Source organism: Pseudonocardia sp. TRM90224, assembly GCF_021245725.1.
In the GTDB taxonomy this organism is placed as follows: domain Bacteria; phylum Actinomycetota; class Actinomycetes; order Mycobacteriales; family Pseudonocardiaceae; genus Pseudonocardia.
Map to the genome: position 1 here is coordinate 61,397 of NZ_JAJGSX010000031.1, position 24,784 is coordinate 86,180.

The following is a 24,784-nucleotide window of genomic DNA, read 5'->3' on the forward strand; positions in this document are numbered from 1 at the left end:
TATTCATGGCCGTATGGTCGATCTCGACCAAGGGAGTCGTTCGTGAAACGTGCAGTGGGGAACCCCCTCGCGCTCGCGGTGCTGGCCGCGCTGCTGCTCCGCCCGATGCACCCGTACGAGATGGCGCGCCAGTTCGTCGAGTACGGCAAGGACCGGGACATCAAGTTCACCCGCAGCTCGCTGTACATGGTGGTGGGGCAGCTCGCGAAGGCCGGGTTCGTCACCGAGCAGGAGACGTTGCGCGACACCGCGCGACCGGAGCGGACCGTCTACTCGATCACGTCGACCGGCCGCGCCGAGCTGAACGACTGGATGCGCGAGATCGTCGCCGAGCCGGCCGTCGAGTACCCGCAGTTCGGGGTGGCCCTCTCGCTGCTGACGGTGCTGCCGCCCGACGAGGTGCGCGAGCTGCTCGCGACGCGCCTCGCCACCCTCGACGCAACCATCGCGGAGATCGATTCCACCGTCGCCGGGGCCCGCGCGGGCGGGCTCGACTGGTGGCACCTCGTCGAGGAGGAGTACCGGATCGCCCGCACCCGGGCGGAACGCGACTACGTCGCACAGCTGAGCACCGCGCTGGCCGGCGACGACTACCGGCAGGCGTGGCAGGAAACCTTCGGAGGACAGCAATGATCGAGCACGCACTCGTCATCGGGGGCGGCATCGCCGGCCCGGTCACCGCGATGGCGCTGCAGCGCGCCGGTATCCGCGCCACCGTCTACGAGAGCCACGCGGGTGCGGCCGACGGCATCGGCGGCGCGCTCACCCTCGCCCCGAACGGCCGCAACGCGCTGCGCCGGATCGGCGCCGACGACGTCGTCGCCGCCATCGGCGAACCGCGCCCGCACATGGTGATGCAGAACCACACCGGCCGTGAGCTGGCCCGCTTCACCGATCTGCCGGGGCTGCCGACGACACTGCTGCTGCACCGCTCGCGGCTCTACCGGGCGCTGCTCGACGAGACGCTGCGCCGCGAGATCCCCGTCGAGTTCGGGAAGCGCTTGGTGGGGTTCGATCAGGATGCCGACACCGTCACCGCCCGGTTCGCCGACGGCACCGCCGCCACCGGCGACGTCCTCATCGGCGCCGACGGCATCCGCTCCGCCGTCCGCGGCGAGCTCGATCCCGCCGCACCGGCACCCCGGTTCACCGGGTTGCTCGGGCTCGGCGGCTGGATCGCGAACCCCGGGCTGCCCAACAGCGGCGGCGCGCAGCACTTCGCGTTCGGGAAGCGCGCGTTCTTCGGCTACTCGATCGCCGACGACGACATCCTGTGGTTCTCGAACGTGCCCGCGGCGAGCCCCGACGAGGCGCTCAGCCGCTCGCCCGAGCACTGGCTCTCCGTGCTCCACGAACGCCACGCCGACGACGTGCCGGCCCGCGACATCGTCGCGCTGCTGCAACCCGCGGACGTCGCGCAGCCGGGGCCGCTCGAAGACATCCCCACCGTCCGCGTGTGGCACCGGGGGCGGGTGGTGCTCGTCGGTGACGCCGCCCACCCGACCTCCCCCAGCTCGGGCCAGGGCGCCTCGCAGGCCGTCGAGAGCGCGTTGGAGCTGGCCAGGGCGCTGCGGGACGTCCCGACCGTCGAAGGCGCCTTCGCCGCGTACGAGTCGGCGCGGCGGGCGCGGGTGGAGAAGGTGATCGCAGCCGCAGCGCGGGTCAACAGCGGCAAGGCGGCCGGGCCGGTCGCGAGGATCGTCCGCGACCTCATGATGCCGGTCGCACTGAAGACGGTCATGACACCCGAGCGGATGTTCGGCTGGCTGCACACGCACCAGATCGACTTCGACAGCCCGGTGACCGTCTGAGGCGCCCGATCAGTGCGTCGGCGCCGACCCCGGCGGGTGACGGGTGGGAGGTCCAGGTCTACAACCCCGACCACCTCGAGGGATGGTTCGACGCCTACGTGATGTGCCAGAGCGGCGGCCTGCCCGACCACCAGGTCGCCGAGGGCACACCGGTCGTCGTGCGGCAGGACCAGCCCACGATCTCCACGGCCTCGTGCCCGGGCGGTCGCAAGGCCGTGAGCGGCGGATGGCGGACCGACGGGCCCGACGTCACCGGCTCGCAGTCGCTGCCGCCCCCCGCGAGCCCGGGGTCAGCTGGATGAACGTCGTGCGGAAGGTCGGCCCGGCACCGCGAGGATCACCCCCGTCGCACTGTGCGTGCGCCTGGCCGACTGGACACAGGTCTTCTCGAACCGCGTGCTCGTGCAGCCGGGCGGCATCGGCGACGCACCGGTGTCCTGCCCTGCCGGGTCGCGGCCCTTCGGTGGCGGGTACCTCACCGACACCCTCGCCATGGCCGCCGTGGAGTCCTCGCCGGCGACGTTCAGCGCGTGGGACGTCGTCGTGCGCTCCGCCGACCCGAACCCCCACCAGTTCTACGCCGCGCTGGTCTGCAGCACGAGCTGACCGGGTCTTCAGCGATCTTCAGGCTGGGTTCAGCACGTGCGCGGCACCCTCGTCCCCACTAGTCGTCCACTGTGGGGAGTACCGATGCGCGTCCGCACCCTCGTCACGGCCACGGTGATCGCCGCGAGCTCCACGCTCGGGCTCACCGGTTTCGCCGCCGCCTCCACCCCGGAGCCGCCCGACGGCCGAGCCGGCGCCGAGCGGGTCGTCGAACGCTCCGACGCCGGCAGCGTCCAGGTCGAGGAGCGCCACCGGGTCGACGGCGAACGGCATGCCGCGACACCCGGGTGGGTCGTCGACGACAATGGCCGCGTCATCGCCCGCACGGGGTGGCGGGTCGACGATCGCGGCCGGATCGTGGTCGCCCGCCGCGTGATCGCCGAGCGGGGCTGGATCGTGGTCGGCCGCGACCACGTCGTGGCGGCACGCCCGGCCGACCGGGCCGACACCGTCGTCCGCGGCGAGCGGTGCGTCGACGCGGTGCAGGCCAGGCCGAGCCGGACGATCCGGATCGCCGAGGGCTGAGCGGGAGCGGTCACCAGTCGCGCGCGGCGCGCAGCACCTGGTCGCGCACCTCGGCCAGCTGCGCGCTGCCCCGCGCACCGGCCCGCTCCGCGAGGTACCCGGTGTTGATCGGCGGATCAGCCGGGTCGAGCAGCCGGACCAGCGCGCCGGACGCGAGCTCGGTCCCGCACAGGTAGGTCGGCAGCACGGTGATCCCGGCCCCGGCGGCCGTCGCCGAGAGCAACCCGCGCAGGTCCTGGACGACGACGGCGGCCCGGGCCGTCAGGCGGGCACCGAAGACGTGGCGCCAGTACCGCCGCGCGATGGGCAGGTCCTCCGCGTAGGTGAGCAGCGGGACGTCGCGCAGCGCACCCGGCTGCTCGGCGTCGAACGGGCCGATGCGCTCGGCCCATGCCGGCGCTGCGACCAGCACGAACTCCTCGTCCATCACCGGGGTGGCGACGACGCTGCGGCCACGCGGGCGGATGCTGGAGAACACGAGGTCGACCGAGCCTGCGCGCAGCCGGTCGAGCAGGTCGTCGGCCAGACCCGTGGTCACCCGCAGCCGCACGCCGCGCGCCACGAGCGGAGCCAGCGCCGGCAGCACCCGTAGCGAGATCCACTCCGCCGGTCCGCCGAGGTGGACGGGCTCGTGCGCGACCGCCGGCCGGCCGCGCGCGGCGACGGCCGCAAGCGCGTCGAGCGGGCCCGCCACCTCGGCGGCCAGCGCGTCGGCGACCGGCGTCGAGGCGATGCCGCGCGGCAGGCGTTCGAACAGCTGCCGGTCGAGCTGTCGCTCCAACGCACGCATCTGCCCGGTGACGGCCGGCTGGGATAGCCCCAGCAGCCGCGCGGCCGACGTGAACGAGCCGGAGCGGTGCACCGCCAGGAACGTGCGGAACAATCCCAGATCGATCGACCCATCAGTCAGACTATGGCTCACATGGCGAACTCTATTGGTCAACTGATGGGTCCGGGGCCTACCGTCGTCTACATGGCACAGATCCTCTTCGTCATGACGTCCGCCGACCGTTGGACCCTCACCGACGGCACCGAGCACCCCACCGGATTCTGGGCCGAGGAGTTCGCGGCGCCGTACAGCGCGTTCGTCGCCGCCGGTCACGAGGTCGTCGTGGCAACGCCCGGCGGAGTCGTCCCGATCGTCGACCGGTCGAGCCTCGCCCCCGAGGCGAACGGCGGCGCCGATGCGGCGGCAGCGGTGGCAGCCGTCCTGGAGTCAGCGGAGGCGCTGCGCAACCCGGTCGTGCTGCACGACGTGGACCCGGCCGACTTCGCCGTGGTCTTCTACCCCGGGGGCCACGGCCCGATGCAGGACCTCGCGGTCGACCCCGACTCGGCCCGGGTCCTCGCGACGACACTCGCGTCGGGCGCGCCCCTGGGCCTGCTCTGCCACGCACCGGCCGCGATGCTGGCGACGGAGACCGACGGCGCCTCACCGTTCGCGGGCTACCGGATGACGGCGTTCAGCAACGCCGAGGAGAAGCTGGCCGGGCTGGCCGACAAGGCGCCGTGGCTGCTGGAGGACCGGCTGGTCGCCCTCGGCGCCCGCTACGAAGCAGGCGACCCGTTCGCGCCGCACGTCGTCGTCGACCGCAACCTGTACACCGGGCAGAACCCGGCGTCGTCGACGGACCTGGCCGCGGCGCTGGTCGCCGCGATCTAGCCCCGACGTGCGCCTCGCGAGATGGGCGGCAGCGTTGCTCTGACGACGCTGCGGCTCATCTCGCACCGCTACGTATGGCGTTCCCGGTTCAGCGCCACCTCCACGGCGCCGCGGGCGATCGCGTGTGCGCGGGCCTCGGCAGCCGGTGAGATCCCGGCCAGCCGGATCTGGTGCATGTGCATCAGGCTGTTGAGCGCCGGCTGCGCCCCGGCGGCGCGCACGGCGTCGCCGTAGGCCCGGACGGCGCCGGCGCGCGCGTCCCAGATGGCGGCGATCCGCGGGTCGACGGCGCCGTCGGCGATCAGCGCCACCGCCTCGGCCCGCAGCGCGCGGAACGCGGCGTGGTTCTCGTCCTTCGGCACCATCCGCAGCAGCCACTCCCGCCACTGCGGGTTGCCGAATCGGGATGCGATGTCGGCGACGTTGGCCGCGACGAGCAGCTCGCTCGGCATCGCCGGCGCCAGGCGCAGCTGCGCGATCACCGCCTCGCTGTCGGCCTGGAACGCGCGTTCGGCCGCCTCCATCACCGCCCGCCCGCCGTAGCGGGAGAGCTCCGGCTCGTAGGTGTCGAGGGCGAGCCGCTGGGCCATGTCGGCCTCGCACAGCTCCCCCGCCCACTCGTGCAGCAGCGGCAGCACGTCCGCGGCCGGGGCGTGCAGCCGGATGCGCAGGTGCGGGAGCGGGTCGGCGTAGCGGATGAAGAACCACCGGTCGACCGACTCCGGCAGCTGCGCGCGCAGCACGTCGAGGCTGTGCGCGATCAGCCTGCGGTGCAGGTCCTCGGGCGCGTACAGCTTCGCGTAGGTCCACTCCCCTCCCGGGTAGTGCCTGGTGCGCTGCCGGGGTGCGGTCGGCGCCGTGGTCACCGGCGCGGCGGGCCGCGACCGCAGCGTCACCACCAGCTCGTGCGCGTGCCCCGCCAACCAGCCGGTGCCCGCCGCGCCCGACGGGCACTCCATGACGAACGTCTCCGACCGCCGCTCGATCTCGTGGCGCATCAGCGCGCGGTGCATCGGAGCGTCCAGGTCGAGCGCGACCCTGCTGTCGGCGACGGCCAGCAGGACGTGCCGCGGCACCCGCCACAGCTCGCGCCACGCCACGAACCGCTCGGTCCACTCCTCGACCGGCAGCGCGGGCGCAGCGAGCGCCCGGTCGAGCCGCCACGACGCCGGCCAGATCGTGCTGCGGCCGCGGCGCACCCGCGGCAGGTACGGCAGCGGGTCGCCGGCCGGGCCCCAGTCCCACGGGCGCATCCCGCGGTGCCGCGTCCCGGCGATGTCGACGAGGAACCGCACGACGTTCGGCGCCTGCGTGCGCGGATCGAGCATGTGCAGCATCGAGGGCACCACTTCGGCACCCAGCCGCTTCGACCACAGGAACAATCTGCGAGCGGTACCCCCGACGTACAGGTCGTCCATCGTGATCACGCCGGGGTCGGCGGGGTCGGCGAAGATCCCGACCGGCAGCGTGTGCGGCAACATCCGCGGCATCCGCGACAGGTTCGCCGAGCGCGCCAGCGCGGGGGTGTACTCCAGCTGCGCCGCCACCGCGCCGGCGAACTGCTCGGGCGGCGGCGCGCCGAGCAGGTAGGCGAACCGGCCGGAGAGCGCCCCCGCCTCCAATGTCATCAACGTCGACCAGAAGACGACCCCGAAGTCGCCCCGGTCGATCGCCGCGGCCGACTCGGCGACGACCTCGACGCCGAACTCGGCGGCCTGCGGCGCGACGTCGTCGTCGATCGCCAGCCGGTCGAGCAGCACGTCGTCGAGCACCACCTCACCCGTGCCGTCGAGGATGGCCTGCTGGGCGAGCGCGCCACGCAGCCGGTCGCGCTCGGCGCTGCGGCGCGTGCGCGGATCGGTCTGCGCCTCGCGGGTGGTGCGCGGCACGCGGTAGCCGGCGGGAGCGTCCAGCCCGGTCGTCGGGTCGAGCAGCTCCGCGAGCGGGACGAGCTGGCTGTCGCCGTAGCGGATGAGGAAGTCCAGGTGGTAGCGGTACAGGTGCGGCGGGACGGTGTCGGAGGGGGTCAGCCGCACGAGCGTCTCCGCGGCCCGTTCCACCTCCTCGGCGACGGCGCGGTGCACCACGGCGGAGACGTCCAGCGCGAGGTCTACGTGCGGCGCGAACCGGCCGTCCGCCCCAGTGGCGACGCGCCACGCCGCCGGCCCCTTGCCCAGTGGGGCGGCCGCGAACTCGGCGACGGCCACGCGCGCCCGTTCCAGCTCGGGATCGCCGGGGACGTGCCCCAGCAGGTGCTCGACGGGGTCGGCCGCGCTCGGCGGCGGGTCGAGCTCGGTGAGCAGGATCTGCCGCTCCACGAGCTGCAACAGCAGCCGCTCGACGGCCTCCGGCGCGGCGCCGGGAAACTCCTCGCACATCCGCTCGACCAGCTCCGCGACCACCACCGGCCGGCGGGCTGCCCGGCAGACCGCCGCGACCAGCGGGGTGTGGCGGACCGAGACCTCCCGCGGGGCCTGCTCGGCCTCGTCCAGCACCGGCGCGTAGCGCAGCACGAGCCGATCGCCGCGGACCGTGCAGAGGTTGGTGACCACCACCCGCAACGCGCGCAGCACCGCGGGATCGCGCACCCGGTCGCGCACGACACCGGCGATCCAGCCGGCGTCCGCCCGCACGCCCTTGCGGTGCTCGGCGCCGAGCCGCACCGCGGTCGCGTCCCCGAACTGCGCCGCCGCCACCCCCGCCATCAGCCCGAACGGTGTCGCGCGGGTGGACATCCGCAGCGCGTAGCGCGTGACGGCCAGCGCGGCCCGGCGCAGCTTCGCCGCGGTGACGGGCCGGCCGGCGTCGAGCGCGTCGAGCGTGTGCGTGAGCGACGCGCTCGAGACGGCGACGGCCTCGCGGAACGACGGGTCGCCCGCCACCTCGCGGATGTACGCGGCCAGCGCCGCGGGATCGGCGGGGTCGACGTCCGCGAGCGTCGGCAGCGTGCGTGCGGCGGGCAGCGCCGACATCCGCAACGTGGCGGTGGGCTGGGCGCGGAGGGGAGCGATCTCGACCATGGGCCGCCGAGCATGCCAGACGAGGAACCCGTCCGGGAGGTCTGGTACGCGGACTGACCGCATGATGTACTGCTCTCACCGACTCACTCAACGGGGGATGCCATGAGCCCGGTCGCCGCACCCGTGGAAGACCTGTTCGAGCTCGACGTCGAGCTGCTCGACGAGGCCTCCGACCTGGACGCCGAGACGAAGTTGCGCTGCTTCTCGACGCCGTCGTGCTGCCGTCCGCACTCGTTCCGGTCGATCGACATGAGCTGAGACCCGCACCGACTCGGACACAGACAACACATCAAGGGGATGCCATGAGCCCGGTTGCCGCACCCGCGGAAGACCTGTTCGACCTCGACGTCGAGCTCGTCGAGGAGGTACTGGACCTGGACGCGGACTCGAAGCTGCGGTGCTTCTCGACGCCGTCGTGCTGCCGTCCGCGGTCGTTCCGGTCGATCGACGCGGACTGACGCGTTCACCCGTTCGTCCGGGCGCCGACCCGTCGATGTGCGTGGTGTACTGCGGGAGCCGGCCGATATCAGCACGGCACCGGCAGTACACCGACGCCACGTCATAGGGGGATGGCATGAGCCCAGTAGCTGCGCCCGTGGACGACCTGTTCGACCTCGACCTCGAGCTCGTCGACGAGATCGTGGAGATCGACGCCGAGTCGAAGACCCGCTGCCTGTCGAGCCCGTCGTGTTGCGGCTCGCGGTCGTTCCGGTCGATCGACGCCGGCTGAACCGGACGTCAGGGGCCGGGTGCCTGAATCAGGCACCCGGCCCCTGACGCGTTCCGCGATCGTTCATATCCACGCGGGCGCGCAAGTGCAACGATGCAGTCCGTGGTGAACTATCCGGCGCAGACCGTCGCCTACCCGGCCCCTGGCGCGACCCCGTACCGCAGTGGGCCGGAGACCATCGCCCCCCACGTCGTCGTCCTGTTCGGCGCGACCGGCGACCTCGCCCGCCGCAAGCTCCTGCCGGGGCTCGCGCACCTCGCGGCGTCGGCGCTCGCTCCGCAGGTGCAGGTCGTGGCGTCGTCGCTGGAGCAGCACGACGACGAGGAGTTCCGCCGCTTCGCGCGGCAGGCCGTCGAGGAGTACGGCAAGCACAAGCTGACCGCCGAGCAGTGGGACGCGTTCGCCGCGACCCTGCGGTACGTGCCGAGCGGCGCCGGCCCGGAGGCGCTCTCGGCCGCCGTCGCGGCCGCCGAGGAGGAGCTCGGCGAGGACGTGCGCCGCCTGCACTACCTGAGCGTGCCGCCGAAGGCCGCGCTCGACGTGATCTCGATGCTGCGCGACGCGAAGCTCGTCGAGCGCTCGCGCGTGGTCATGGAGAAGCCGTTCGGCACCGACCTGGCCAGCGCGGTCTCGCTCAACGCGCAGGTGCACGAGACGTTCCAGGAGAGCCAGATCTTCCGGATCGACCACTTCCTCGGCAAGGAGGCCGCGCAGAACGTCCTCGCGCTGCGCTTCGCCAACGGGCTGTTCGAGCCGATCTGGAACCGCAACTTCATCGACCACATCCAGATCGACGTCCCCGAGACGCTCGGACTGGACCGGCGCGCCGACTTCTACGAGTCGACCGGCGCCTACAAGGACATGGTCGTCACGCACCTGTTCCAGGTGATGGCGTTCGTCGCGATGGAGCCGCCGACGGCGCTGGAGCCGCGCTCGATCAGCGAGGAGAAGAACAAGGTCTTCCGGTCACTGCTGCCGGTGCTGCCGTCGCACGTCATCCGCGGGCAGTTCAGCGGCTACCGCGACCTGGAGGGCGTCGCGCGCGACTCGGACACCGAGACGTTCATCGCGCTGCACGTCCAGCTCGACAACTGGCGGTGGGCGGGGGTGCCGTTCTACCTGCGCACCGGCAAGCGGATGGCCGAGGGCCAGCGGATCATCTCGATCGCGTTCAAGGAGGCGCCGCGGACGATGTTCCCGCCCGATTCGGGCGTCGGCTCGGCCGGGCCGGACCACCTGACGTTCGACCTCGCCGACGAGTCGAAGGTGTCGCTCTCCTACTACGGGAAGCGGCCGGGGCCGGGCATGAAGCTCGACAAGCTGAGCATGCAGTTCTCGACCCAGGAGACCGAGCACGCCGGTGACGTGCTGGAGGCGTACGAGCGGTTGATCCTCGACGCGATGCGCGGCGACCACACGCTCTTCACCACCGCCGACGGCATCGAGAGCCTCTGGGAGCGGTCGATGCCGCTGCTGGACAACCCGCCGCCGGTCAAGCCCTACCCGCCGGGCAGTTGGGGGCCCAACGCCGTGCACCAGCTCATCGCGCCCCACGCGTGGCGGCTGCCGTTCGAGCGCTCGTGGCGGGAGAAGAAGCAGTAGCGCTAGCGTCCTGAGTCGCTAGTTGCTGTTCGAGGAGCGCGATCCGGCTGGTCAGGCGCTCGATCACCGGGTTGAGCTCCGCCACGGTGAACTTCTGCGGGATGTGCTGCGGGCAGTTCCAGGCCAGCGCCTCGACGCGCACGACGATGATCTGCTCGACCTTGCCGTCGGTGCGGACGTCCAGCAGCCGCTCGGGGAGGGCGGGATCCGCGGCCGCGAGGTCCGCGACGTCGTGGTGGGCCGCGTGCCCGAGCACCTTGAGGCGGGCCTGACGGGCGTAGTCCATGAAGAAGAGCGATACGCGGTCGTCGGTGTCGAGGTTGCCGGTGGTCACGTACTGCCGGTTGCCGCGGACGTCGGCGAACGCGAGCGTCTGCTCGTCGAGCACGTGGACGAATCCGGGCGGGCCGCCCCGGTGCTGGATGTAGGGCCAGCCCGTCTCGGTGACCGTCGCCAGGTAGAAGCTGTCGCGGGCGCTGATGAACGCGGCGTCGTCGGGGCTCATGCGATCGGGCTCGTCGTCGCCCACCGCCTGCGCGGCGTAGGCCCGCGCGCTCCCGTGCACCTCCTGCTGGCGGCGCACGGCCGGGGTGAAGGCGAGCTGCCCGAATCGACTCACTGTCACCCCAAACAGCACCGACCAGTTCCGACTTCTTGACCGTACCGATCGGTTCCGTTTGAGTCAATCAGTGACGGCCGCCGCCATGCCTTCACGTACTGTTGAATTCGATTCCAGAATTCGGTGTGGAACTGGAGGCCCGACGTGACGTCGACCCGATCCGAACAGGACGCGGTGGCGAACTCGTCACTCGCCGAGATCCGCGACGTCGACATCGACGACGTGCTCGCCTACCTGCACGCCGACCTCAAGCGCCTACCCGACTACCTCGACCTCTACCGCCGCTACCTGCGCCAGCGCTGGGACGTCTACGAGCTGGACTTCACCACCGACGCCGTCGACTGGCAGCAACGGATGACACAGGAGGAGCGCGACGCCTTCATCGCGATCTCCTCGGGGTTCCACCACGGCGAGCGCCAGGTCGAGATCGAGCTGCCCGTCTTCATGCTCGGCGGCAGCGAAGAGCTCAAGATCTACATGTCCAGCCAGATCGAGGACGAGGCCCGGCACACGATCTTCTTCGACCGCTTCTACCGCGAGGTCGTCGGCATGCCCGGCACAACGGTCGAGGAGGTCCTCGACGCGTCCTACCCCTACATCGGGGAGACGTTCGTCGGGCCGTTCGGACTGCTGGCGTGCCAGGCCGACGAGCTGCGGCGCGACCCGGAGGACCCGGCGGCGCGGGTCCGCTACGGCACGACGTACTTCCTTTGGATCGAGGGCGTGCTCGCGCTGTCGGTCATGAAGATCACCTTGAGCTACTGCCGCAACCGCGGGTTCCTGCCCGGCTACTACACCGGCTTCACCGCCACCTGCCGCGACGAGGCCCGCCACGTCCAGGGCGGGATGCGGTTCCTGCGCGACTCCGTCCGGTCCGATCCCGCGCTGCTGCTGGAGATCCACGAGACGCTGCGCACGATCCTCTCGATGAACGGGGCCGTCAGCAGGCGCCTCGCACTGGAGTCGCTGGGCTGGACGCCCGAGGAGGTGCGCAGGCTGATGATCCGGCAGCTGTCGATGAAGCTCTCCGACGTCGGGATCGACATCCCGCCCGACATCCAGGAGCAGATCCAGAAGATCGAGCCGGAACTGGCGGGGGGATGACGGTGCAGCTGTTCACACCGGCTTGGGCCGAGGCCGTGCGGGTCGCGGTCGACGCCGAGCCCGACGACGAGCTGCGGGCCGGGAAGCTGCCGACGTACTGGGAGTGGATCGAGCGGGCCCGCGACGGCTACGCCGCGTCGTGGGCGCTCACCGACCCCGCCCGGTCGGCGCACCTGCTGCTGGAGTGGAAGGACGGGCGATGCGTGGCGGCGTCGCTCGTCGATGCCGAGCAGGCCGCGCGGGCCACCTACGCGCTCAGCGCCAACCGTGAGGCGTGGCGCGACCTGCTCGCGGGCGCCGACGCCGGCCGGCTGCTGATGACCCGCAAATTCGCGCTGCAACGAGGCAACGTCCTGCAGTTCTTCCGCGGCGTCTACTTCGTAGTGGAGGCACTGGGGGCGATCGGCCGGGTCCCCGCCACCGTCGACAACGACGTTGTTGCTGCTTGTTAGCGCTCACACCAGCCACAACGTCGTTGTCGACGCGTTAGCGATCATCATCACGATTGAGCATTTGTTCAGGTGTTCATTAGTGTGGCCGGCATGCTCCCCTCGCCTGTGTGGCGCGCCGTTGTCGTCGCCGCTTGTGGTGCCGTCCTCGTTGCGTGCGCGCCGCCGCCGGCCGCACCGGTTGCGGCCGGCGGGCCGGTGGCCGCGCGCAACTGCGGCGTGGAGGTCGCACCGGCCGGGCCCCCGCAGCGGGTCTACGCGGCCTACCAGCCCGCCGTCGAGATGGCGCATGCGTTGGGGCTGGGCGACCGGCTCGTCGCCACGGCGTTCCTCGACGCGGCCGTGCTGCCGGAGTTCGCGGAAGCGCAGGCGCGCACGAACTACCTCCCCGAGCTGCCCAGCCGCGAGGCCCTGCTCTCGGCGAACCCCGACTTCGTGCTCGCGGGCTACAACGGCGTCTTCGCGCAGAGCAACGCCAACGGCTTCGGCACGCGGGCCAGCCTGCGTGAGCTCGGCGTCCAGACCTGGGTGTTCGGCCCGTTGTGCCCGAGCGCCGACGGGCTCGCCGACGAGGCGATCGACCCGGCGAGCGTCACCATGGACAGCGTCTACACCGACGTCCGCGACCTGGGCAAGCTGTTCGGAACCGAGGACCGCGCCGCGGCCGTCGTCGCCGACATGCAGGCGAGGATCGCCGCCGTGCGCCAGCGGGTCGCCGGTGCGCCGCGCCCGCGCGTCGCGGTGATCTCGCCGCAGGAGGACGGCTCGTTCCGGGTGGCCGGCGGGCCCGACTTCGTCACGCAGATCCTCGACATCGCGGGCGCCGAGAACGCATTCGCCGACCTCACGGGCAAGCGCAACTTCCCCGTCGGCACCGAGGAGATCATCGCCCGCAACCCGGACATCATCCTAACCAGCACCTGCTGCGACGGTTCCTACACGCTGGAGAGCGCCGAGCCGGACGCGGCGAAGCTGGCCACGAACCCGGCGCTGGCGAACGTCACGGCGATCCGCAACGGCCAGGTGAAACCGTTCCTGTTCGCCGACCGCGCCGCCGGGGTGCGGGTGCCGCACGCCGCGGAGCTGGTGGCCTCGATCGTGCACCCCGACCGGCGGTGACCGCGACGCTCACCCGCCCCGCGCGGGCGACGGCCGTGCGCAAGGCGACCGGGGTCGCGCTGCTGCCCGTCGCGGTGGTGGCGCTCTGCGGCGCGGCGGCGCTCTCGCTGCTCGTCGGGAACCAGCCGGTCACGGCCGCGCAGGTGGTCGCGAGCTTCACCGACTTCGCGCAGCGCGACTCCGACCTGATCGTGCGCTACCTGCGGGTGCCGCGCACGGTCGCGGGGCTGCTCGCCGGGTGCGCGCTCGGGCTCGCCGGCGGGGTGGTGCAGGGGCTCACCCGCAACCCGCTCGCCGACCCGGGGATCCTCGGCGTCAACGCGGGCGCCGCGCTGGCCGCGGTGATCGCCTACGGCTGGTTCGGGATCAGCTCGCTCACCGGGTACGTGTGGTTCGCGTTCGTGGGAGCGGCCGGCGCCGCGGTCGTCGTCTACGCCGCTGGCTCGGTCGGGCGCGGCGGGGCGACGCCGGTGAAGCTGGCCATGGCTGGCGCGGCCGTCGCAGCACTGCTGGGTTCGGTGACGTCGGGGGTCACGCTGCTCAACTCCGACACGTTCGAGCTGCTGCGGTTCTGGGTGATCGGCTCGCTGAGCCGGGCCGACCTGCCCGCGGTGCTGCAGGCGACGCCGTTCGTCGCCGCGGGCGCAGCGCTGGCGTTCGGGCTTGGCCGGGCGCTCAACGCCGTCGCGCTCGGCGACGAGATGGCCAGCACACTCGGCGTCTCGACCGTGCGCGTGCGCACGGCGGCAGCGGTGGCCGTAGTGGTGCTGGCCGGGGCGGCGACGGCCGTCGCCGGACCGATCGCGTTCATCGGGCTGGTGGCGCCCCACCTCGCGCGGCTGGTCGCGGGGTCCGACCACCGGTTGCTGCTGCCCTGGTCGGCTGTGCTCGGCGCGACGATCGTGCTGGTCGCGGACGTCGTCGGGCGGGTGGTCGTGCCGCCGGAGGAGGTGCAGGTGGGGGTGACGGCCGCGGTGGTCGGTGCGCCCGTGCTGCTGTACCTGGTGCGGCGGCGGCAGGTGGCCCGACTGTGAGCACCGCGGTGAGCGCCGTCGTCGTCCGAGGTGGTGGGCTGTCGCTGCGGCTCCAGCCCGTCGCCGTTGTGGTCGGCGCGGTGGCATGGGTGCTCACCGTCGGCGTCGTGCTGCTCTCGCTCGCGCTGGGCGACTACGTGATGCCCGTCGGAGACGTGGTGGCAGCGTTGACCGGGCGCGGCACGTTGATCACCTACGACGTGGTGGTGCGCAACCGGCTCCCGCGCACGCTCGTCGCCGTGCTGGTCGGCGCGGCGCTCGCGATCGCGGGGAGCGTGTTCCAGCGCATCGCCCGCAACCCGCTGGTCAGCCCGGACATCATCGGGATCGGCGCCGGCGCGTCCGCGGGAGCCGTGCTGGCGATCGCGGTCCTCGGCGCGGGAGCCGGCGGAGTCGTCGCGGCCGCCATGGCCGGGGCGGCGGTCGCGGCGGTGCTCGTCTACACGATCGCCTACCGCAACGGGTTCAGCGGCTACCGGCTGGTGCTCGTCGGGATCGGGGTCACGGCCCTGTTCAGCGCGGCGGCGACGTTCCTGCTGAGCCGGTCCGACCGGTACGAGGCGCTGCGAGCCGCGATCTGGCTGGTCGGCAGCGTCGCGGGGCGGACGTGGAACGACGTCGTGATCGCGGGCGCCGCGCTGGTGGTGCTCGGCGGTGTGGTGCTCGCGCTCACCCGGCAGCTGCGGTTGCTGGAGCTGGGTGACGACCTCGCCCGCACCCTCTCCCCCGGCGTCGGGCGCAGCCGCACGGCGTTGCTCGCCGCCGGTGTCGGGCTGGCCGCGCTCTCGACAGCGGCGGCCGGGCCGATCGCGTTCGTCGCGCTGGTGGCGCCGCAGATCACCCGCCGGATCCTCGCCGAGCGCACCCTCGGCCTGATCCCGGCGGCCGGGATCGGGGCGCTGATGGTCGCCGGCGCCGACCTCGCCGCCCGGCGGCTGCTGAGCCCATACGAGCTGCCCGTCGGGGCCGTCACCGCGATCGTCGGCGCGCCGGTGCTGCTGTACCTGATCATGCGGGCCAACCGGATCGGAGCAGGTGGATGACGTTCTCGCAGCTCGGGGCGCAGGGGCTCGGCCTCGGCTACGGCGACCGCGCCGTCGTCGAGGGGCTGAGCGTGACGATCCCCGATGCGCGGATCACGGCGATCGTGGGCCCCAACGCGTGCGGCAAGTCGACGTTGCTGCGCGGGCTGGCCCGGCTGCTGCGCCCGCGGGCCGGCACCGTCGTGCTGGACGGCGCCGACATGGCCCGGGTGCCCGCGGCGACGCTGGCGACCCGGCTGGGGATGCTGCCGCAGCAGCCCGTCGCCCCAGACGGGATCACCGTCGCCGACCTGGTCGGGCGCGGCCGGCATCCGCACCAGCGCTGGTTCCGGCAGTGGTCGGCGGCCGACGAGGCGGCCGTCGCCGCGGCGTTGACGGCCACCGGGACCGCGGACCTGGCCGACCGCGCCGTCGACGAGCTCTCCGGTGGCCAGCGCCAGCGGGTGTGGATCGCGCTCGCGCTCGCGCAGGACCCCGCGATCATGCTGCTGGACGAGCCGACGACGTTCCTCGACCTCGCCCACCAGGTCGACCTGCTCGACCTGCTGCGCGAGCTGAACGTGCTGCACGGGCGCACGATCGTGCTGGTGCTGCACGACCTGAACCTCGCGGCGCGGTACGCCGACCACCTCGTCGCGATGAAGGACGGGCGGATCGCGGCGGAGGGCCCGCCGGCCGACGTCGTGCGCGCGGACGTCGTCGGGGAGGTGTTCGGGCTCGACTGCGCGGTGATCGAGGACCCGCTGACCGGCACGCCGCTGGTGCTGCCCCGGCCCAAGGCGGTGCCGGCGTGACCGACCGGTGGGTGCTGCTGGTGGCGCGGCCCACGCCGTCCGGGGTCGACCAGCGCTCGGTCGGGGCGATCGCCGAGGCCGTCGGGGCCGGGGTGCCCGACCTGGTGCGGGTGGCGTACCTCGACCAGGCGGAGCCGTCGATCCACACCGTGCTCGACGAGGCCGTCGCGGCGCGCGTCGAGAAGGTGCTGGTCGCCGCGCTGGCGGTGCCGGCCGATCCGTATCTGGCGACGTGGATCGCGCGCGGCGTCGCGAACTGGCAGGAGACCCGGGCGCCGGTGGCGCTCGACGTCCGACTGGCCGGCGGGCTCGCCGCGGAGCCGGGTGTCGGGGCGGCGGTCGCAGAGCTGGCGCGCGGCGACGGGGAGCCGATCACCGCGAGCCCCGCCGCGTACCGCAGCCCGTCGTGGTCGGAGGTGCCGACCTACCAGCGGCACGTGCTGGTCTGCCGCGGCCCGCGCTGCACGGCGTACGGCGCCGGGGCGACGCACCGCGCGCTCAGCGCGGCCGCCCGCGGCTCCGACACGCTCGTCACCCCCGTCGGCTGCCTCGCCCCCTGCAACCTCGGCCCGCTCGTCGTCGTCGAACCCGCGGGCGAGTGGCACCACGCCGTCGACGCCGAGCGCGCCACCGAGATCATCACCAACAGGTGAGTCGCCACTTCCAGCACGGTGAGTCGCCACTTCTCGCACGGCACAGTCCCGAACTTCCCACCGTTTTGCCAACCTGCAGACCCGAAAGCCCGTGCAGGTTGGCAAAACGGTGGGGAAGTTGTCAGGTGACGGGGCGCCAGCGGCCGTCGGGGCCGATCTCGCCGAAGACGACGTCGGCGAAGTGGTTGCCGTAGCCGATGGTGCCGGGTTCGGCGAGCTCCGCGACCAGCTGGGCGCGGGCGGCGCCGGACAGCGTGGTGTCGTGATCGGAGGCAGCGGTCCACTCGGGGTGCTCCACCTGGATCGGTGAGTGCAGCGCGTCGCCGAACGCGATGACCGTCCGACCGCCGGCGGTGATCACGTAGGCGGCGTGGCCGGCCGTGTGGCCTGCGGCGTACCGCACCCGGACGCCGGGGAAGATCTCCTCGCCGTCGCCCACCGTCCGGACGCGTGGCGCCATCACGTCGAGCATCTCCCGCGTCATCCCCTGCTCGACGGCCAGCTCGCGCGCGGCCCACTCCGGCTCGGCCATCAGGTACTCGGCACTGCCGAGCGCCGGGGTGTCGCCGCCGGGCAGCGGGCTCCATGCCCATCCGACGTGGTCGATGTGCAGGTGGGTGAACGCGACCGACTCGATCGAGGCCGGGTCCCGGCCGAGCGCGGCGAGGTTGCCGGGCAGCGCGCCGCCGTGGATGGCGCCGTACGGGTAGCCCTCCTGCGCGGGCACCGATGACGGCCCGAAGCCGGCGTCGATCAGCATCGCCCGGTCGCCGTGCTCGACAAGTAGGCCGCCGATCCCGGCGACGAGGTTGCCGGTGTCGTCGAGGAACTCCGGACGCTCCGCCCACGTCCCGTCGGTGGTCGCGGGCAGCCACCCCTTCGGCACGAGCTGGACGGCGCCGTCGGGCACGTAGGTGAGTGTCGTGTCGCCGAGGGCGAGCTTCGTGAGGCCGGCGGGCCGGCGCAGCCGGTCGTCGAAAGTCATGCAAGTGAGAATAGTTCAAGCTAGAACATTAGTCACTTGATGTTTCGCCGTAGACTGGTGCGATGCACGAGCCGGACGTCACCGCCGAGCGGGAGCTCTGCGGCCTCGTCAACGGGCTGGCCAGGCAGATCGGCGACCACGTCCGCGAGCGCGCCACGACGCTCGGGCTCACCGCGCCGCAGGCCACGGCGCTGCGCGAGATGACGGGCCCGCTCACCATGCGCGAGCTGGCCGAGCGGATGAGCTGCGAACCCTCCAACGCGACGTTCGTCGTCGACAAGCTGGAGGCGCTCGGGCTGATCGAACGCCACCCGCACCCCACCGACCGCAGGGCCAAGCGGCTCGTCCTCACCGCGGCGGGCACAGCGCAACGGGAGCAGCTGCTCGCGCTGCTGGTGCAGGACTCCCCGCTCGCGGCGTTGAGCGCCGCCGAGCAGGGCACGCTGCACGCGTTGCTGCAGCGCGCCCTCGCCCGCTGAGCCCCGCCGTGCTGGAAGTGACGACTCACCGTGCCAAAAGTGACGACTCACCGTGCCAAAAGTGACGACTCACCGTGCCAAAAGTGACGACTCACCGTGCCAGGGGTGGCGACTCACCGGGCTGGAAGTGGCGACTCACCGCCGTGCTCCCGCGAGCCCGACCCGCCGGTCAGCCCTTGGTGATGTCGCCGGAGCCGCGGACGTCCTTGGTGAGCGCCGGGTTGCCCAGGTAGGTCAGCGAGCCGCTGCCGCTGACCTTCGCGTCGAGCTTGTCGCTCACCTTCACCGTCGCGTCGCCGCTGCCGTCGAGGACGACGCTCCCGACGTTCGCCACGAGCGCGTCGGCCTTCAGGTCGCCGGAGCCCGTGACCTTGGCGATCAGCTCCCGCACGGTGCCGCCCGCGGTGATGTCGCCGGAGCCGTCGAGGTCGAGCTCGAACCGGTCGCCCGTGATCTGGGTGTCGATCGCCTTCCCGGAGCCGGCGACGGCGAGGCTCGTGAGGTCCTTCACCGTCAGCTTGTAGACGACCGGCACCCGCGTCGAGTAGCTCTCGTTCGGCTTGATCCCGAGCAGCAGCTTGCCGTCGACGACCTCGCTGGTCAGCTTCGGCAGCACCGCCGCCTCGGCCTCGATCGTCAGCGACTCGGTGCCGGTGTGCGAGATCCGCAGCTCACCGCTGGTCGAGAGCTTGACGCCGGTGAAGCCGCTGACCTGACGCGGCTCGCTGGTCGCTCCTGGAGCGATCGCGGATCCGCCGTCGGCCCCACCCCCGGACGCCGGCGAGCCGTTGCCGGTGAGGCCGGGCTGCCCCACCCCGTTGCCGCACCCCACCAGCACTGCCGCCGACAACAGCGACAGCAGCACACCGGCAATCTTGTTCCTGGACACAGATCCCCCCGATCGGCCTGATCCACAGACCGTAGCGGGACGGTCAGGACACCTCGTCGAGGCCACCCCGCACCGCGTCGACGATCAGCTCGACGTGCTCGGCCGTCGCCGTGAGCGGTGGGGAAAAGCCGAGCGCACTGATCATCGGGCGGATCAGCACGCCGCGCTTGCGGGTCGCGCCGGCGACCTTCGCGGGCAGGCCGGGCTCCGCGGCGAGCCGCTCGGGGTCGAGCTCCAGCCCGCCGAGCACCCCGGTCCCGCCGCGGACCTCGGCGACGAGCGGGTGGTCACCCAGCGACAGCAGGCCGGCGTAGAGGTCGCCCTCGAGCTCGTCGGCGCGCTTGAGCAACCCCTCGCTCTCCATGATGTCGAGGTTCGCGAGCGCGGCGGCGCAGACCGTCGGATGACCCGCGTACGTCACGCCGTGCCGGAACGGCGGCGCCGTCGGCGACCCGAAGAACGGCGCCGCGATCCGCCCGTGCACGACGACCCCGCCGAGCGGCAGGTATCCGCTGGTCACGCCCTTGGCGAAGACGATGATGTCGGGCACGAGCCCGAAGCGCTCGACGCCGAACCACGACCCGAGCCGACCGAACCCGCAGATCACGCTGTCGGCGACGAACAGCACGCCGTGCGCCGCGCAGATCTCCGCGGCCCGCTCCAGGTACCCCGGCGCCGGCGGGATCACGCCACCGGCACCGATCACCGGCTCGGCGAAGAACGCCGCGACCCGGTCGGCGCCGATCCGCCTGATCTCGGCGTCGAGCGCCTCGGCGTCGTCGTGCGCGACAGCGGCGACGTCGGGCACGAACGGGCCCGCCAGCCGGTTCGCCGGCATGCCCGCGAGCGCGGTGCCGAAGCCGTGGGTGCCGTGGTAGGAGTTCGTGCGGTGCAGCAGCACCGTGCGCTCCGGATGTCCGGTGCGCGCGTGGAACTCCCTGGCGAGCTTCGCGGCGGTGTCGATGGCGTCGCCGCCGCCGCTGCCGAGGAACACCTTCGCGCCGGGCATCGGGGCGAGCGCGGCGAGCCGCTCGGTCAGCTCGCGCACCGGCTTGTTCGTGTAGTCGCCGAACGTCTGGTAGGTCGCGAGCTGCGTCATCTGGGCGTGCACGGCGTCGGCGATCTCGCGGCGCCCGTGCCCGATGTTGACGCACCACAGGCTGGCGGTCGCGTCGAGGTAGCGGGTGCCGGCGTCGTCCCACAGCCAGACGTCGTCGCCGCGGGTGATCACGACCTCCGCGCCGCTGACGGCCCCCATCGCCGCGAACGGATGCCAAAATGCCGTGCCCTCGGAAGTCGTGCCCTCGCCCGGTTCCACCATGACCTCGATACTGCCTCCTCCGACGATCAGATGGCCAGTTCGGGCTTTCGCTCGGTCATGGTCCAGACCCGTTTCCTGCTGGTCACGAGCACGGTGAGGGCGAGCGATCCCACGAGGAACCCGGCCAGCACGAGCACGTCGGTCACCAGGTGCGACGTGTTGCCGCCGCTGATCGTCACGCGCAGGCCGTCGACGAGGTAGGTCATCGGCAGCAACGGGTGGATCGCCCGGAACGGCGCCGGCAGCGTCTCCACCGGGTACAGCCCGCCGCAGGCTGTGAGCTGCAGGATCAGCAACACGAGGATCACCGCGCTCGCGAGCCCGCCGAGCCACGCGCGCAAGAGGTGCGCGATCGCGACGAACGCCGCGGCACCCAACGCGATCAGGCCCAGATGCGCGAACGGGTGCACCGGGGCCAGCCCGAGGCCCAGGTCGACGACGAGGTCGAGCACCGCGACGGCGACGAGGCTCCCGGCGAGCGCGGGCAGGTACCCGGCGAGCGCGACGGTGAGGCTGCTCGCCCCACTCGCCCGCGCCCGGCCCGAGAGCGGGCGCAGCAACAGGAACGCCACGATCCCGAACACCCACATCGCCACCCCGAAGAAGAGCGGCGCGAGCCCGCGCCCGTACTGGGTCGCCGGGTGCAGGTTCGACGTCGTGACGTCGACGGGCGAGGCCAGCGTCGCGGCGTTGGTGCGCTTGGACTCGGGGTCGAGCGACGGGATCTGCGCGACGGCGCCCGCAAGACCGGTGGCGAGCTGCCCGGCGCCGTCGGCGAGCTGCCCGGTGCCGGTGACGAGCTGGTTCGCCCCGGTCTGCGCGCTGCCGAGCCCCGTGTCGAGCCGTTTCGCCCCGTCGGACACGGCCTTGGCGCCGTCGGAGAGGCGCTGGACGTCGGCGGCGGCGGTGCGCAGCTTCGCCTGGAGCTGCGGGGTGTCGGCGGCGATCGAGCGGGTGTCCGTCGCGATCGTGGCGGTCGTGTCGCGCAGCTTGCCGGCCCGCGAGGAGACGTCGGAGGTGAGGCCCGCCGCGCGGGTCGCCGCGGCCGTCGCCCGCAGGTAGACGGGGTCGTCGGCCAGTCTCGGGTTGTCCTCACCCAACGCGGCGAGCGCCTTGACCACCGAGTTCGCGTCGCTGTCGACGGCCGCCGCTGCCGAGGCTGCGCTCTGGGCGAGCCCGGCCGCGGCGGTTGCGGCGTCGGCGACGGGCGTGGTGATCGAGGGCAGCGCACCGGCGATGCGGTTGGCGACCGGCACGACGACACCGGCGATGTCCCCGACGCCGTCGGACACCTGCTGGGCGCCGGGCGCAAGCTGGTCGGCGCCGGTCTTGAGCTGGGTGATCCCGTCGGCGAGCGCCGAGCTGCCGGACCGCGCCTGGTCGGCCCCGGCACGCAGCTTCGCCGCGCCGTCCGCGGCCGAGGCGACGCCGCTGTGCAGCTGGTCGAGGTTGCCGAACACCGAGAGGAAGTACGCGCTGACGGCGGCCGCGTCGATCTTGTTGGTCAGCTCGACCTGCACGGTCTCGGCCATCTTCCCGACGATGTACCCGTTGGCGTCGTCGAGCACGATCTGCATCGCGGCCCGCTGCGGCGTGCCGGTCGCGCCGCTGGCCAGCTTGGTGCTGAAGTCCTGCGGCACCGCGATGAGGAAGTAGTAGTCGCTCTCGGCGAGGCCGCGGTCGGCCTCCGCGCGGTCGACGAACCGCCAGTCGAAGATCGGGTCCTTGCGCAGCTCGTCGGTGAACAGCTCCCCCGCGGCCACCCGCTTCCCGTCGACCGTCACGGGTTGGTCCTCGACGACGACCGCGACCGGGATCTGGTCGAGCCGCGCGTAGGGGTCCCAGTTCGACCACAGGTAGGTCGCGCCGTAGATCAGCGGGACGCACGCGGCGAACACGAGCGCCGCGCGTTGCAACGGCGTGTGGAAGCGGCGCAGCTCCAGCGCCGCGAGGCGCACCAGCGTCACGAGACCCGTGCCAACGCGTCGATCAGCACCGTGTCCGCGTCGGGCGCCGGCGCGGTGGTGGTCGCGACGACGGAGGGGCCGTGCGCGGCCAGCTGCCCCATCGCGGCCCAGGCCTCCAGCCGGTCGTCCGGGTCCAGGCCGGCGTCGAGGTCGTCCACGACGACGATCAGCGGCCGCTGCATCGCGGCCAGCACCACCGCGAACAGCACGGCGTCCAGCGGCGGGAGATCAGCGACCCGTTGCTGCGACTGCAGCGCCACCCCGAGGACGGCGGCGTAGCGGGCGACCTGACCGGTCGCGCCGAGCATCCGCCGCTCGGCCACCAGGTCCGCGACCCGCAGGTCCGGCTCCAGCTCGACGGCCTCGCCCACCCGCGCGAGCGCGACCCGGCGCCGGATCTCCTGCGGGGCGATGGCCCCGCCGACGACCAGCTCGCCCGTCGTGGGCCCGGCCCGCCCGGCGAGCGCCAGCAACGCCGTCGACCGGCCGCTGCCCGCGGGCCCGCACAGCGCGACGACCTCACCGAGCCGCACCGCCATCGTCAGGTCGCGGAAGACCCACCCGCGGCGGGTGCGGACGCCGAGGCCTGCGGCCGTCAGCACCGGCGGGTACTCGTCTTGGTGTTCCACACCCCAAAGGTTCGACCGGGGTCACGGACCGTTCAAGGAAGTCCACCAGCCCGTGGGCGACTTACCGTCGAACGTGTGGACGACCCGCCGACCTGACCCCCACCTCACAGCGGGCGTGGATCAGGCCTCCGCCCCAGTCTCAGCCGTGAGGCCGGCTGCCGCGATCCCGGCCAGCGCGGCCGCCTCGTCGTTCAGCGAGACGTCACCCGTGACGCCGACGGCGCCGAGCAGGCGGCCGTCGGCGTCGCGGACGAACACCCCACCGGGCACCGAGAGGATCCGGCCGCCCGCGAGCGTCGCGACCGAGGTGAAGAACTCGGGCGAGTCGGCGGCGCGGGCCGCGATGGCGCGGTTCGTCATGCCCATCCCGAGCACACCCCACGCCTTCGCCACCGCGATGTCGGGACGCAGGTTCCCGGAACCGTCCTGCCGCCCGAGCGCGACGAGCACGCCGCCCGGATCGAGCACCGCCACCGTGAGCGGGTTGAACCCCTCGTGCGTCCCGTGCTCCAACGCCGCCGCGACGATCTTCTGTGCCTGGTCGAGTGTGATGCTCACAGGCGCAGATCCTGCCTCACGCCGCGCGGGTCAGCCGCAGCAGAGGGATCACGCGGGTGGTCTTCTCCTTGTAGTCGGCGAAGCCCGGACGTTCGGTGACGACCCGCTCCCATACGGCGTCGTACTCCGGGCCGTTCGGGATCTCCTCCGAGCGGACGGTCAGCGTCTCGTCGCCGATCTCGACCTCGAACTCCGGGTTGGCCGTGATGTTGTGGTACCAGCTGGGGTGCGACGGCGCGCCACCCGCGGAGGCGACGATCACCGTGCGGCCGTCCTCCTCCGGGAAGTGCACGAGCGGGGTCACCCTCGTGGTGCCGCTCTTCGCACCGACGTGGTGGACGAGGATCATCGGGGCACCCTCGAACATCCCGCCCACCTGGCCCTTGTTGGCCCGGAACTCGTCGATGATCTTCTGGTTCCAGTCGTTCGCGCTCACGTACGTCCCCTTGTCAGGTCAGCATGATCCAAGCCGCGGCGATCACGGCCACTGCCGCGACCAACCAGAAGAACGCCGCCCACATTCCGCCGGGGACGCGGGTGAGCCACGCGAGCATGTCGGCGTCGGAGTCGCCGTGCCGGCCCCGGCTGCGGCCGCGCTGCAGCTCCCGAACCGCACGCAGGCCGCCGAACAGCAGGAACCAGCACAAGGCCGCCGCGAAGCCGTCCTGCAGCCGCGGCCAGCCCCATCCCGCGACGGCCGCGACGAGCCCGCCGGTTGCGAGCACCGCCACAGCGCCGTAGACGTTGCGGACGTGGATCAGGGTCGCGGCCAGCAGGCCCAGCGCGATCCAGAGCATCAGCCGGGACCGGTCCGCCGCCACCAGCGCGGCGCCGCCGACGCCCAGCAACGACGGCGCCGGGTACCCGCCGAGGAACGTGAACACCAGGCCGGGGCCGCGGCGGGCCCCCGTCGACACCGTCACCCCTGACGTGTCCGGGTGCAGCCGGATCCCGGTGAGGCCGCGCCCGGCCAGCACGGCGACCAGACCGTGGCCGCCCTCGTGGGCGATCGTCACGACGGTGCGGGTCCAGCGCCACGACACCGACCACAGCACGGCGAGCAGCGCCAGCGCCGCGGCGAGCAGCTCGGAGCGGTGACCGTCGACGATCGCCAAGACGGTGTCGATCAGGTCGGCATCGATCACCCACCCAGTCTGTCAGCTGCGCCATACTGCTTTGACCTT

Annotated in this window: 29 protein-coding genes; 18 read left to right on the plus strand and 11 right to left on the minus strand. The window is 72.7% G+C overall.

Translation table 11 applies throughout. The features are described 5' to 3' along the window. Positions 1–42 precede the first annotated feature (42 nt). The 5 genes from LL648_RS31595 (at position 43) to LL648_RS31615 (ending at position 2,942) form a co-directional block, all read left to right on the plus strand. A complete protein-coding gene (locus LL648_RS31595; protein WP_232666445.1) occupies positions 43–633 on the plus strand; it encodes a PadR family transcriptional regulator in 591 nt (196 codons plus the stop codon). Continuing rightward, positions 630–1,811 carry an FAD-dependent oxidoreductase gene (locus LL648_RS31600; protein WP_232666446.1) on the plus strand — a complete coding sequence of 394 codons (1,182 nt, stop codon included), beginning with the start codon at positions 630–632 and terminating at the stop codon, positions 1,809–1,811. The genes LL648_RS31595 and LL648_RS31600 overlap by 4 nt, the downstream gene beginning before the upstream one ends. A gap of 98 nt (positions 1,812–1,909) precedes the next feature. Further along, positions 1,910–2,113 (plus strand): hypothetical protein, encoded by a 204-nt coding sequence (locus LL648_RS31605; RefSeq protein WP_232666447.1) that lies wholly within the window; start codon positions 1,910–1,912, stop codon positions 2,111–2,113. Between the two features lie 55 nt (positions 2,114–2,168). Continuing rightward, complete coding sequence (locus LL648_RS31610) at positions 2,169–2,417, plus strand: hypothetical protein (RefSeq protein WP_232666448.1); 249 nt, start codon at positions 2,169–2,171, stop codon at positions 2,415–2,417. Between the two features lie 84 nt (positions 2,418–2,501). After that, the gene (locus tag LL648_RS31615; RefSeq protein WP_232666449.1) at positions 2,502–2,942 is read left to right on the plus strand and encodes a hypothetical protein; all 441 of its coding nucleotides are present in this window, start codon (positions 2,502–2,504) and stop codon (positions 2,940–2,942) included. A 10-nt stretch (positions 2,943–2,952) separates the two neighbouring features. On the opposite strand, the gene LL648_RS31620 is transcribed toward LL648_RS31615, so the two are convergent. Continuing rightward, positions 2,953–3,864, minus strand: coding sequence for a LysR family transcriptional regulator (locus tag LL648_RS31620; protein ID WP_232666450.1), 912 nt, complete (start codon positions 3,862–3,864; stop codon positions 2,953–2,955). A 51-nt stretch (positions 3,865–3,915) separates the two neighbouring features. On the opposite strand from LL648_RS31620, the gene LL648_RS31625 reads away from it, so the two are divergent. Next, positions 3,916–4,605, plus strand: coding sequence for a type 1 glutamine amidotransferase domain-containing protein (locus LL648_RS31625; protein ID WP_232666451.1), 690 nt, complete (start codon positions 3,916–3,918; stop codon positions 4,603–4,605). A 68-nt stretch (positions 4,606–4,673) separates the two neighbouring features. Here the strand turns inward: LL648_RS31625 and LL648_RS31630 are convergent, their stop codons facing one another. Next, the gene (locus LL648_RS31630; protein WP_232666452.1) at positions 4,674–7,688 is read right to left on the minus strand and encodes a lantibiotic dehydratase; all 3,015 of its coding nucleotides are present in this window, start codon (positions 7,686–7,688) and stop codon (positions 4,674–4,676) included. A 39-nt stretch (positions 7,689–7,727) separates the two neighbouring features. Here LL648_RS31630 and LL648_RS31635 point away from each other — a divergent pair, with 39 nt between their 5' ends. The 4 genes from LL648_RS31635 (at position 7,728) to zwf (ending at position 9,957) form a co-directional block, all read left to right on the plus strand. Beyond that, positions 7,728–7,883, plus strand: a complete 156-nt coding sequence (locus tag LL648_RS31635; RefSeq protein WP_232666453.1) for a gallidermin family lantibiotic — start codon at positions 7,728–7,730, stop codon at positions 7,881–7,883. A gap of 44 nt (positions 7,884–7,927) precedes the next feature. Beyond that, positions 7,928–8,083 (plus strand): hypothetical protein, encoded by a 156-nt coding sequence (locus LL648_RS31640; RefSeq protein WP_232666454.1) that lies wholly within the window; start codon positions 7,928–7,930, stop codon positions 8,081–8,083. A 116-nt stretch (positions 8,084–8,199) separates the two neighbouring features. Next, complete coding sequence (locus tag LL648_RS31645) at positions 8,200–8,355, plus strand: hypothetical protein (RefSeq protein ID WP_232666455.1); 156 nt, start codon at positions 8,200–8,202, stop codon at positions 8,353–8,355. Positions 8,356–8,448: 93 nt separating this feature from the next. After that, positions 8,449–9,957 carry a glucose-6-phosphate dehydrogenase gene (gene zwf / locus LL648_RS31650; RefSeq protein ID WP_232666456.1) on the plus strand — a complete coding sequence of 503 codons (1,509 nt, stop codon included), beginning with the start codon at positions 8,449–8,451 and terminating at the stop codon, positions 9,955–9,957. Here zwf and LL648_RS31655 read toward each other — a convergent pair. Continuing rightward, the gene (locus LL648_RS31655) at positions 9,896–10,582 is read right to left on the minus strand and encodes a pyridoxamine 5'-phosphate oxidase family protein (RefSeq protein ID WP_232666457.1); all 687 of its coding nucleotides are present in this window, start codon (positions 10,580–10,582) and stop codon (positions 9,896–9,898) included. The genes zwf and LL648_RS31655 overlap by 62 nt on opposite strands. Positions 10,583–10,720: 138 nt before the next feature. Between LL648_RS31655 and LL648_RS31660 the strand changes: the two genes are divergently transcribed. The 7 genes from LL648_RS31660 to LL648_RS31690 all read left to right on the plus strand — a co-directional run bounded on the left by LL648_RS31660 (position 10,721) and on the right by LL648_RS31690 (position 16,772). Next, the gene (locus tag LL648_RS31660; protein WP_232666458.1) at positions 10,721–11,680 is read left to right on the plus strand and encodes a ribonucleotide reductase; all 960 of its coding nucleotides are present in this window, start codon (positions 10,721–10,723) and stop codon (positions 11,678–11,680) included. Then, entirely contained in the window at positions 11,677–12,132 is a 456-nt protein-coding gene (locus tag LL648_RS31665) for a hypothetical protein (RefSeq protein ID WP_232666459.1), read from the plus strand. Before LL648_RS31660 ends, LL648_RS31665 begins: the two co-directional genes overlap by 4 nt. A gap of 90 nt (positions 12,133–12,222) precedes the next feature. Continuing rightward, a complete protein-coding gene (locus LL648_RS31670) occupies positions 12,223–13,248 on the plus strand; it encodes an ABC transporter substrate-binding protein (protein ID WP_232666460.1) in 1,026 nt (341 codons plus the stop codon). Then, complete coding sequence (locus LL648_RS31675) at positions 13,245–14,282, plus strand: iron chelate uptake ABC transporter family permease subunit (RefSeq protein ID WP_232666461.1); 1,038 nt, start codon at positions 13,245–13,247, stop codon at positions 14,280–14,282. The genes LL648_RS31670 and LL648_RS31675 overlap by 4 nt, the downstream gene beginning before the upstream one ends. After that, positions 14,279–15,325 (plus strand): FecCD family ABC transporter permease, encoded by a 1,047-nt coding sequence (locus tag LL648_RS31680; protein WP_232666462.1) that lies wholly within the window; start codon positions 14,279–14,281, stop codon positions 15,323–15,325. The genes LL648_RS31675 and LL648_RS31680 overlap by 4 nt, the downstream gene beginning before the upstream one ends. Beyond that, complete coding sequence (locus tag LL648_RS31685) at positions 15,322–16,119, plus strand: ABC transporter ATP-binding protein (RefSeq protein ID WP_232666463.1); 798 nt, start codon at positions 15,322–15,324, stop codon at positions 16,117–16,119. The genes LL648_RS31680 and LL648_RS31685 overlap by 4 nt, the downstream gene beginning before the upstream one ends. Next, positions 16,116–16,772: a (2Fe-2S) ferredoxin domain-containing protein gene (locus tag LL648_RS31690; protein WP_232666464.1), complete on the plus strand. Its 657-nt coding sequence runs from the start codon at positions 16,116–16,118 to the stop codon at positions 16,770–16,772. Before LL648_RS31685 ends, LL648_RS31690 begins: the two co-directional genes overlap by 4 nt. Positions 16,773–16,893: 121 nt before the next feature. Here the strand turns inward: LL648_RS31690 and LL648_RS31695 are convergent, their stop codons facing one another. Next, positions 16,894–17,757: an MBL fold metallo-hydrolase gene (locus tag LL648_RS31695; protein WP_232666465.1), complete on the minus strand. Its 864-nt coding sequence runs from the start codon at positions 17,755–17,757 to the stop codon at positions 16,894–16,896. A gap of 62 nt (positions 17,758–17,819) precedes the next feature. Here LL648_RS31695 and LL648_RS31700 point away from each other — a divergent pair, with 62 nt between their 5' ends. Further along, positions 17,820–18,236 (plus strand): MarR family winged helix-turn-helix transcriptional regulator, encoded by a 417-nt coding sequence (locus LL648_RS31700; RefSeq protein ID WP_232666466.1) that lies wholly within the window; start codon positions 17,820–17,822, stop codon positions 18,234–18,236. 169 nt (positions 18,237–18,405) lie between these two features. On the opposite strand, the gene LL648_RS31705 is transcribed toward LL648_RS31700, so the two are convergent. From LL648_RS31705 to LL648_RS31735, 7 genes are all read right to left on the minus strand, one after another. Next, a complete protein-coding gene (locus LL648_RS31705; RefSeq protein WP_232666467.1) occupies positions 18,406–19,125 on the minus strand; it encodes a head GIN domain-containing protein in 720 nt (239 codons plus the stop codon). 43 nt (positions 19,126–19,168) lie between these two features. Beyond that, positions 19,169–20,383 carry an aminotransferase family protein gene (locus LL648_RS31710; protein WP_232666468.1) on the minus strand — a complete coding sequence of 405 codons (1,215 nt, stop codon included), beginning with the start codon at positions 20,381–20,383 and terminating at the stop codon, positions 19,169–19,171. 89 nt (positions 20,384–20,472) lie between these two features. Further along, on the minus strand, positions 20,473–22,413 hold the full coding sequence (locus LL648_RS31715; protein WP_232666469.1) for a YhgE/Pip family protein: 1,941 nt from the start codon (positions 22,411–22,413) through the stop codon (positions 20,473–20,475). Next, the gene (locus LL648_RS31720; protein WP_232666470.1) at positions 22,410–23,042 is read right to left on the minus strand and encodes an ATP-binding cassette domain-containing protein; all 633 of its coding nucleotides are present in this window, start codon (positions 23,040–23,042) and stop codon (positions 22,410–22,412) included. The genes LL648_RS31715 and LL648_RS31720 overlap by 4 nt, the downstream gene beginning before the upstream one ends. 120 nt (positions 23,043–23,162) lie before the next feature. After that, a complete protein-coding gene (locus tag LL648_RS31725; protein ID WP_232666471.1) occupies positions 23,163–23,600 on the minus strand; it encodes a GlcG/HbpS family heme-binding protein in 438 nt (145 codons plus the stop codon). Positions 23,601–23,616: 16 nt separating this feature from the next. Beyond that, positions 23,617–24,036 carry a nitroreductase family deazaflavin-dependent oxidoreductase gene (locus LL648_RS31730; protein ID WP_232666472.1) on the minus strand — a complete coding sequence of 140 codons (420 nt, stop codon included), beginning with the start codon at positions 24,034–24,036 and terminating at the stop codon, positions 23,617–23,619. A gap of 13 nt (positions 24,037–24,049) precedes the next feature. Beyond that, positions 24,050–24,745 (minus strand): M50 family metallopeptidase, encoded by a 696-nt coding sequence (locus LL648_RS31735; RefSeq protein WP_232666473.1) that lies wholly within the window; start codon positions 24,743–24,745, stop codon positions 24,050–24,052. Positions 24,746–24,784 lie beyond the last annotated feature (39 nt).

Excerpts from the sequence above, each read along its gene's own strand:
- LL648_RS31645 (WP_232666455.1), top strand. The coding sequence starts at position 8,200 with ATGAGCCCAGTAGCTGCGCCCGTGGACGACCTGTTCGACCTCGACCTC.
- LL648_RS31700 (WP_232666466.1), top strand. The coding sequence starts at position 17,820 with ATGCACGAGCCGGACGTCACCGCCGAGCGGGAGCTCTGCGGCCTCGTC.
- LL648_RS31685 (WP_232666463.1), top strand. The coding sequence starts at position 15,322 with ATGACGTTCTCGCAGCTCGGGGCGCAGGGGCTCGGCCTCGGCTACGGC.
- zwf (WP_232666456.1), top strand. The coding sequence starts at position 8,449 with ATGCAGTCCGTGGTGAACTATCCGGCGCAGACCGTCGCCTACCCGGCC.
- LL648_RS31600 (WP_232666446.1), top strand. The coding sequence starts at position 630 with ATGATCGAGCACGCACTCGTCATCGGGGGCGGCATCGCCGGCCCGGTC.
- LL648_RS31695 (WP_232666465.1), bottom strand. The coding sequence starts at position 17,757 with ATGACTTTCGACGACCGGCTGCGCCGGCCCGCCGGCCTCACGAAGCTC.
- LL648_RS31625 (WP_232666451.1), top strand. The coding sequence starts at position 3,916 with ATGGCACAGATCCTCTTCGTCATGACGTCCGCCGACCGTTGGACCCTC.
- LL648_RS31635 (WP_232666453.1), top strand. The coding sequence starts at position 7,728 with ATGAGCCCGGTCGCCGCACCCGTGGAAGACCTGTTCGAGCTCGACGTC.
- LL648_RS31665 (WP_232666459.1), top strand. The coding sequence starts at position 11,677 with ATGACGGTGCAGCTGTTCACACCGGCTTGGGCCGAGGCCGTGCGGGTC.
- LL648_RS31670 (WP_232666460.1), top strand. The coding sequence starts at position 12,223 with ATGCTCCCCTCGCCTGTGTGGCGCGCCGTTGTCGTCGCCGCTTGTGGT.
- LL648_RS31630 (WP_232666452.1), bottom strand. The coding sequence starts at position 7,688 with ATGCGGTCAGTCCGCGTACCAGACCTCCCGGACGGGTTCCTCGTCTGG.
- LL648_RS31640 (WP_232666454.1), top strand. The coding sequence starts at position 7,928 with ATGAGCCCGGTTGCCGCACCCGCGGAAGACCTGTTCGACCTCGACGTC.
- LL648_RS31710 (WP_232666468.1), bottom strand. The coding sequence starts at position 20,383 with ATGGGGGCCGTCAGCGGCGCGGAGGTCGTGATCACCCGCGGCGACGAC.
- LL648_RS31615 (WP_232666449.1), top strand. The coding sequence starts at position 2,502 with ATGCGCGTCCGCACCCTCGTCACGGCCACGGTGATCGCCGCGAGCTCC.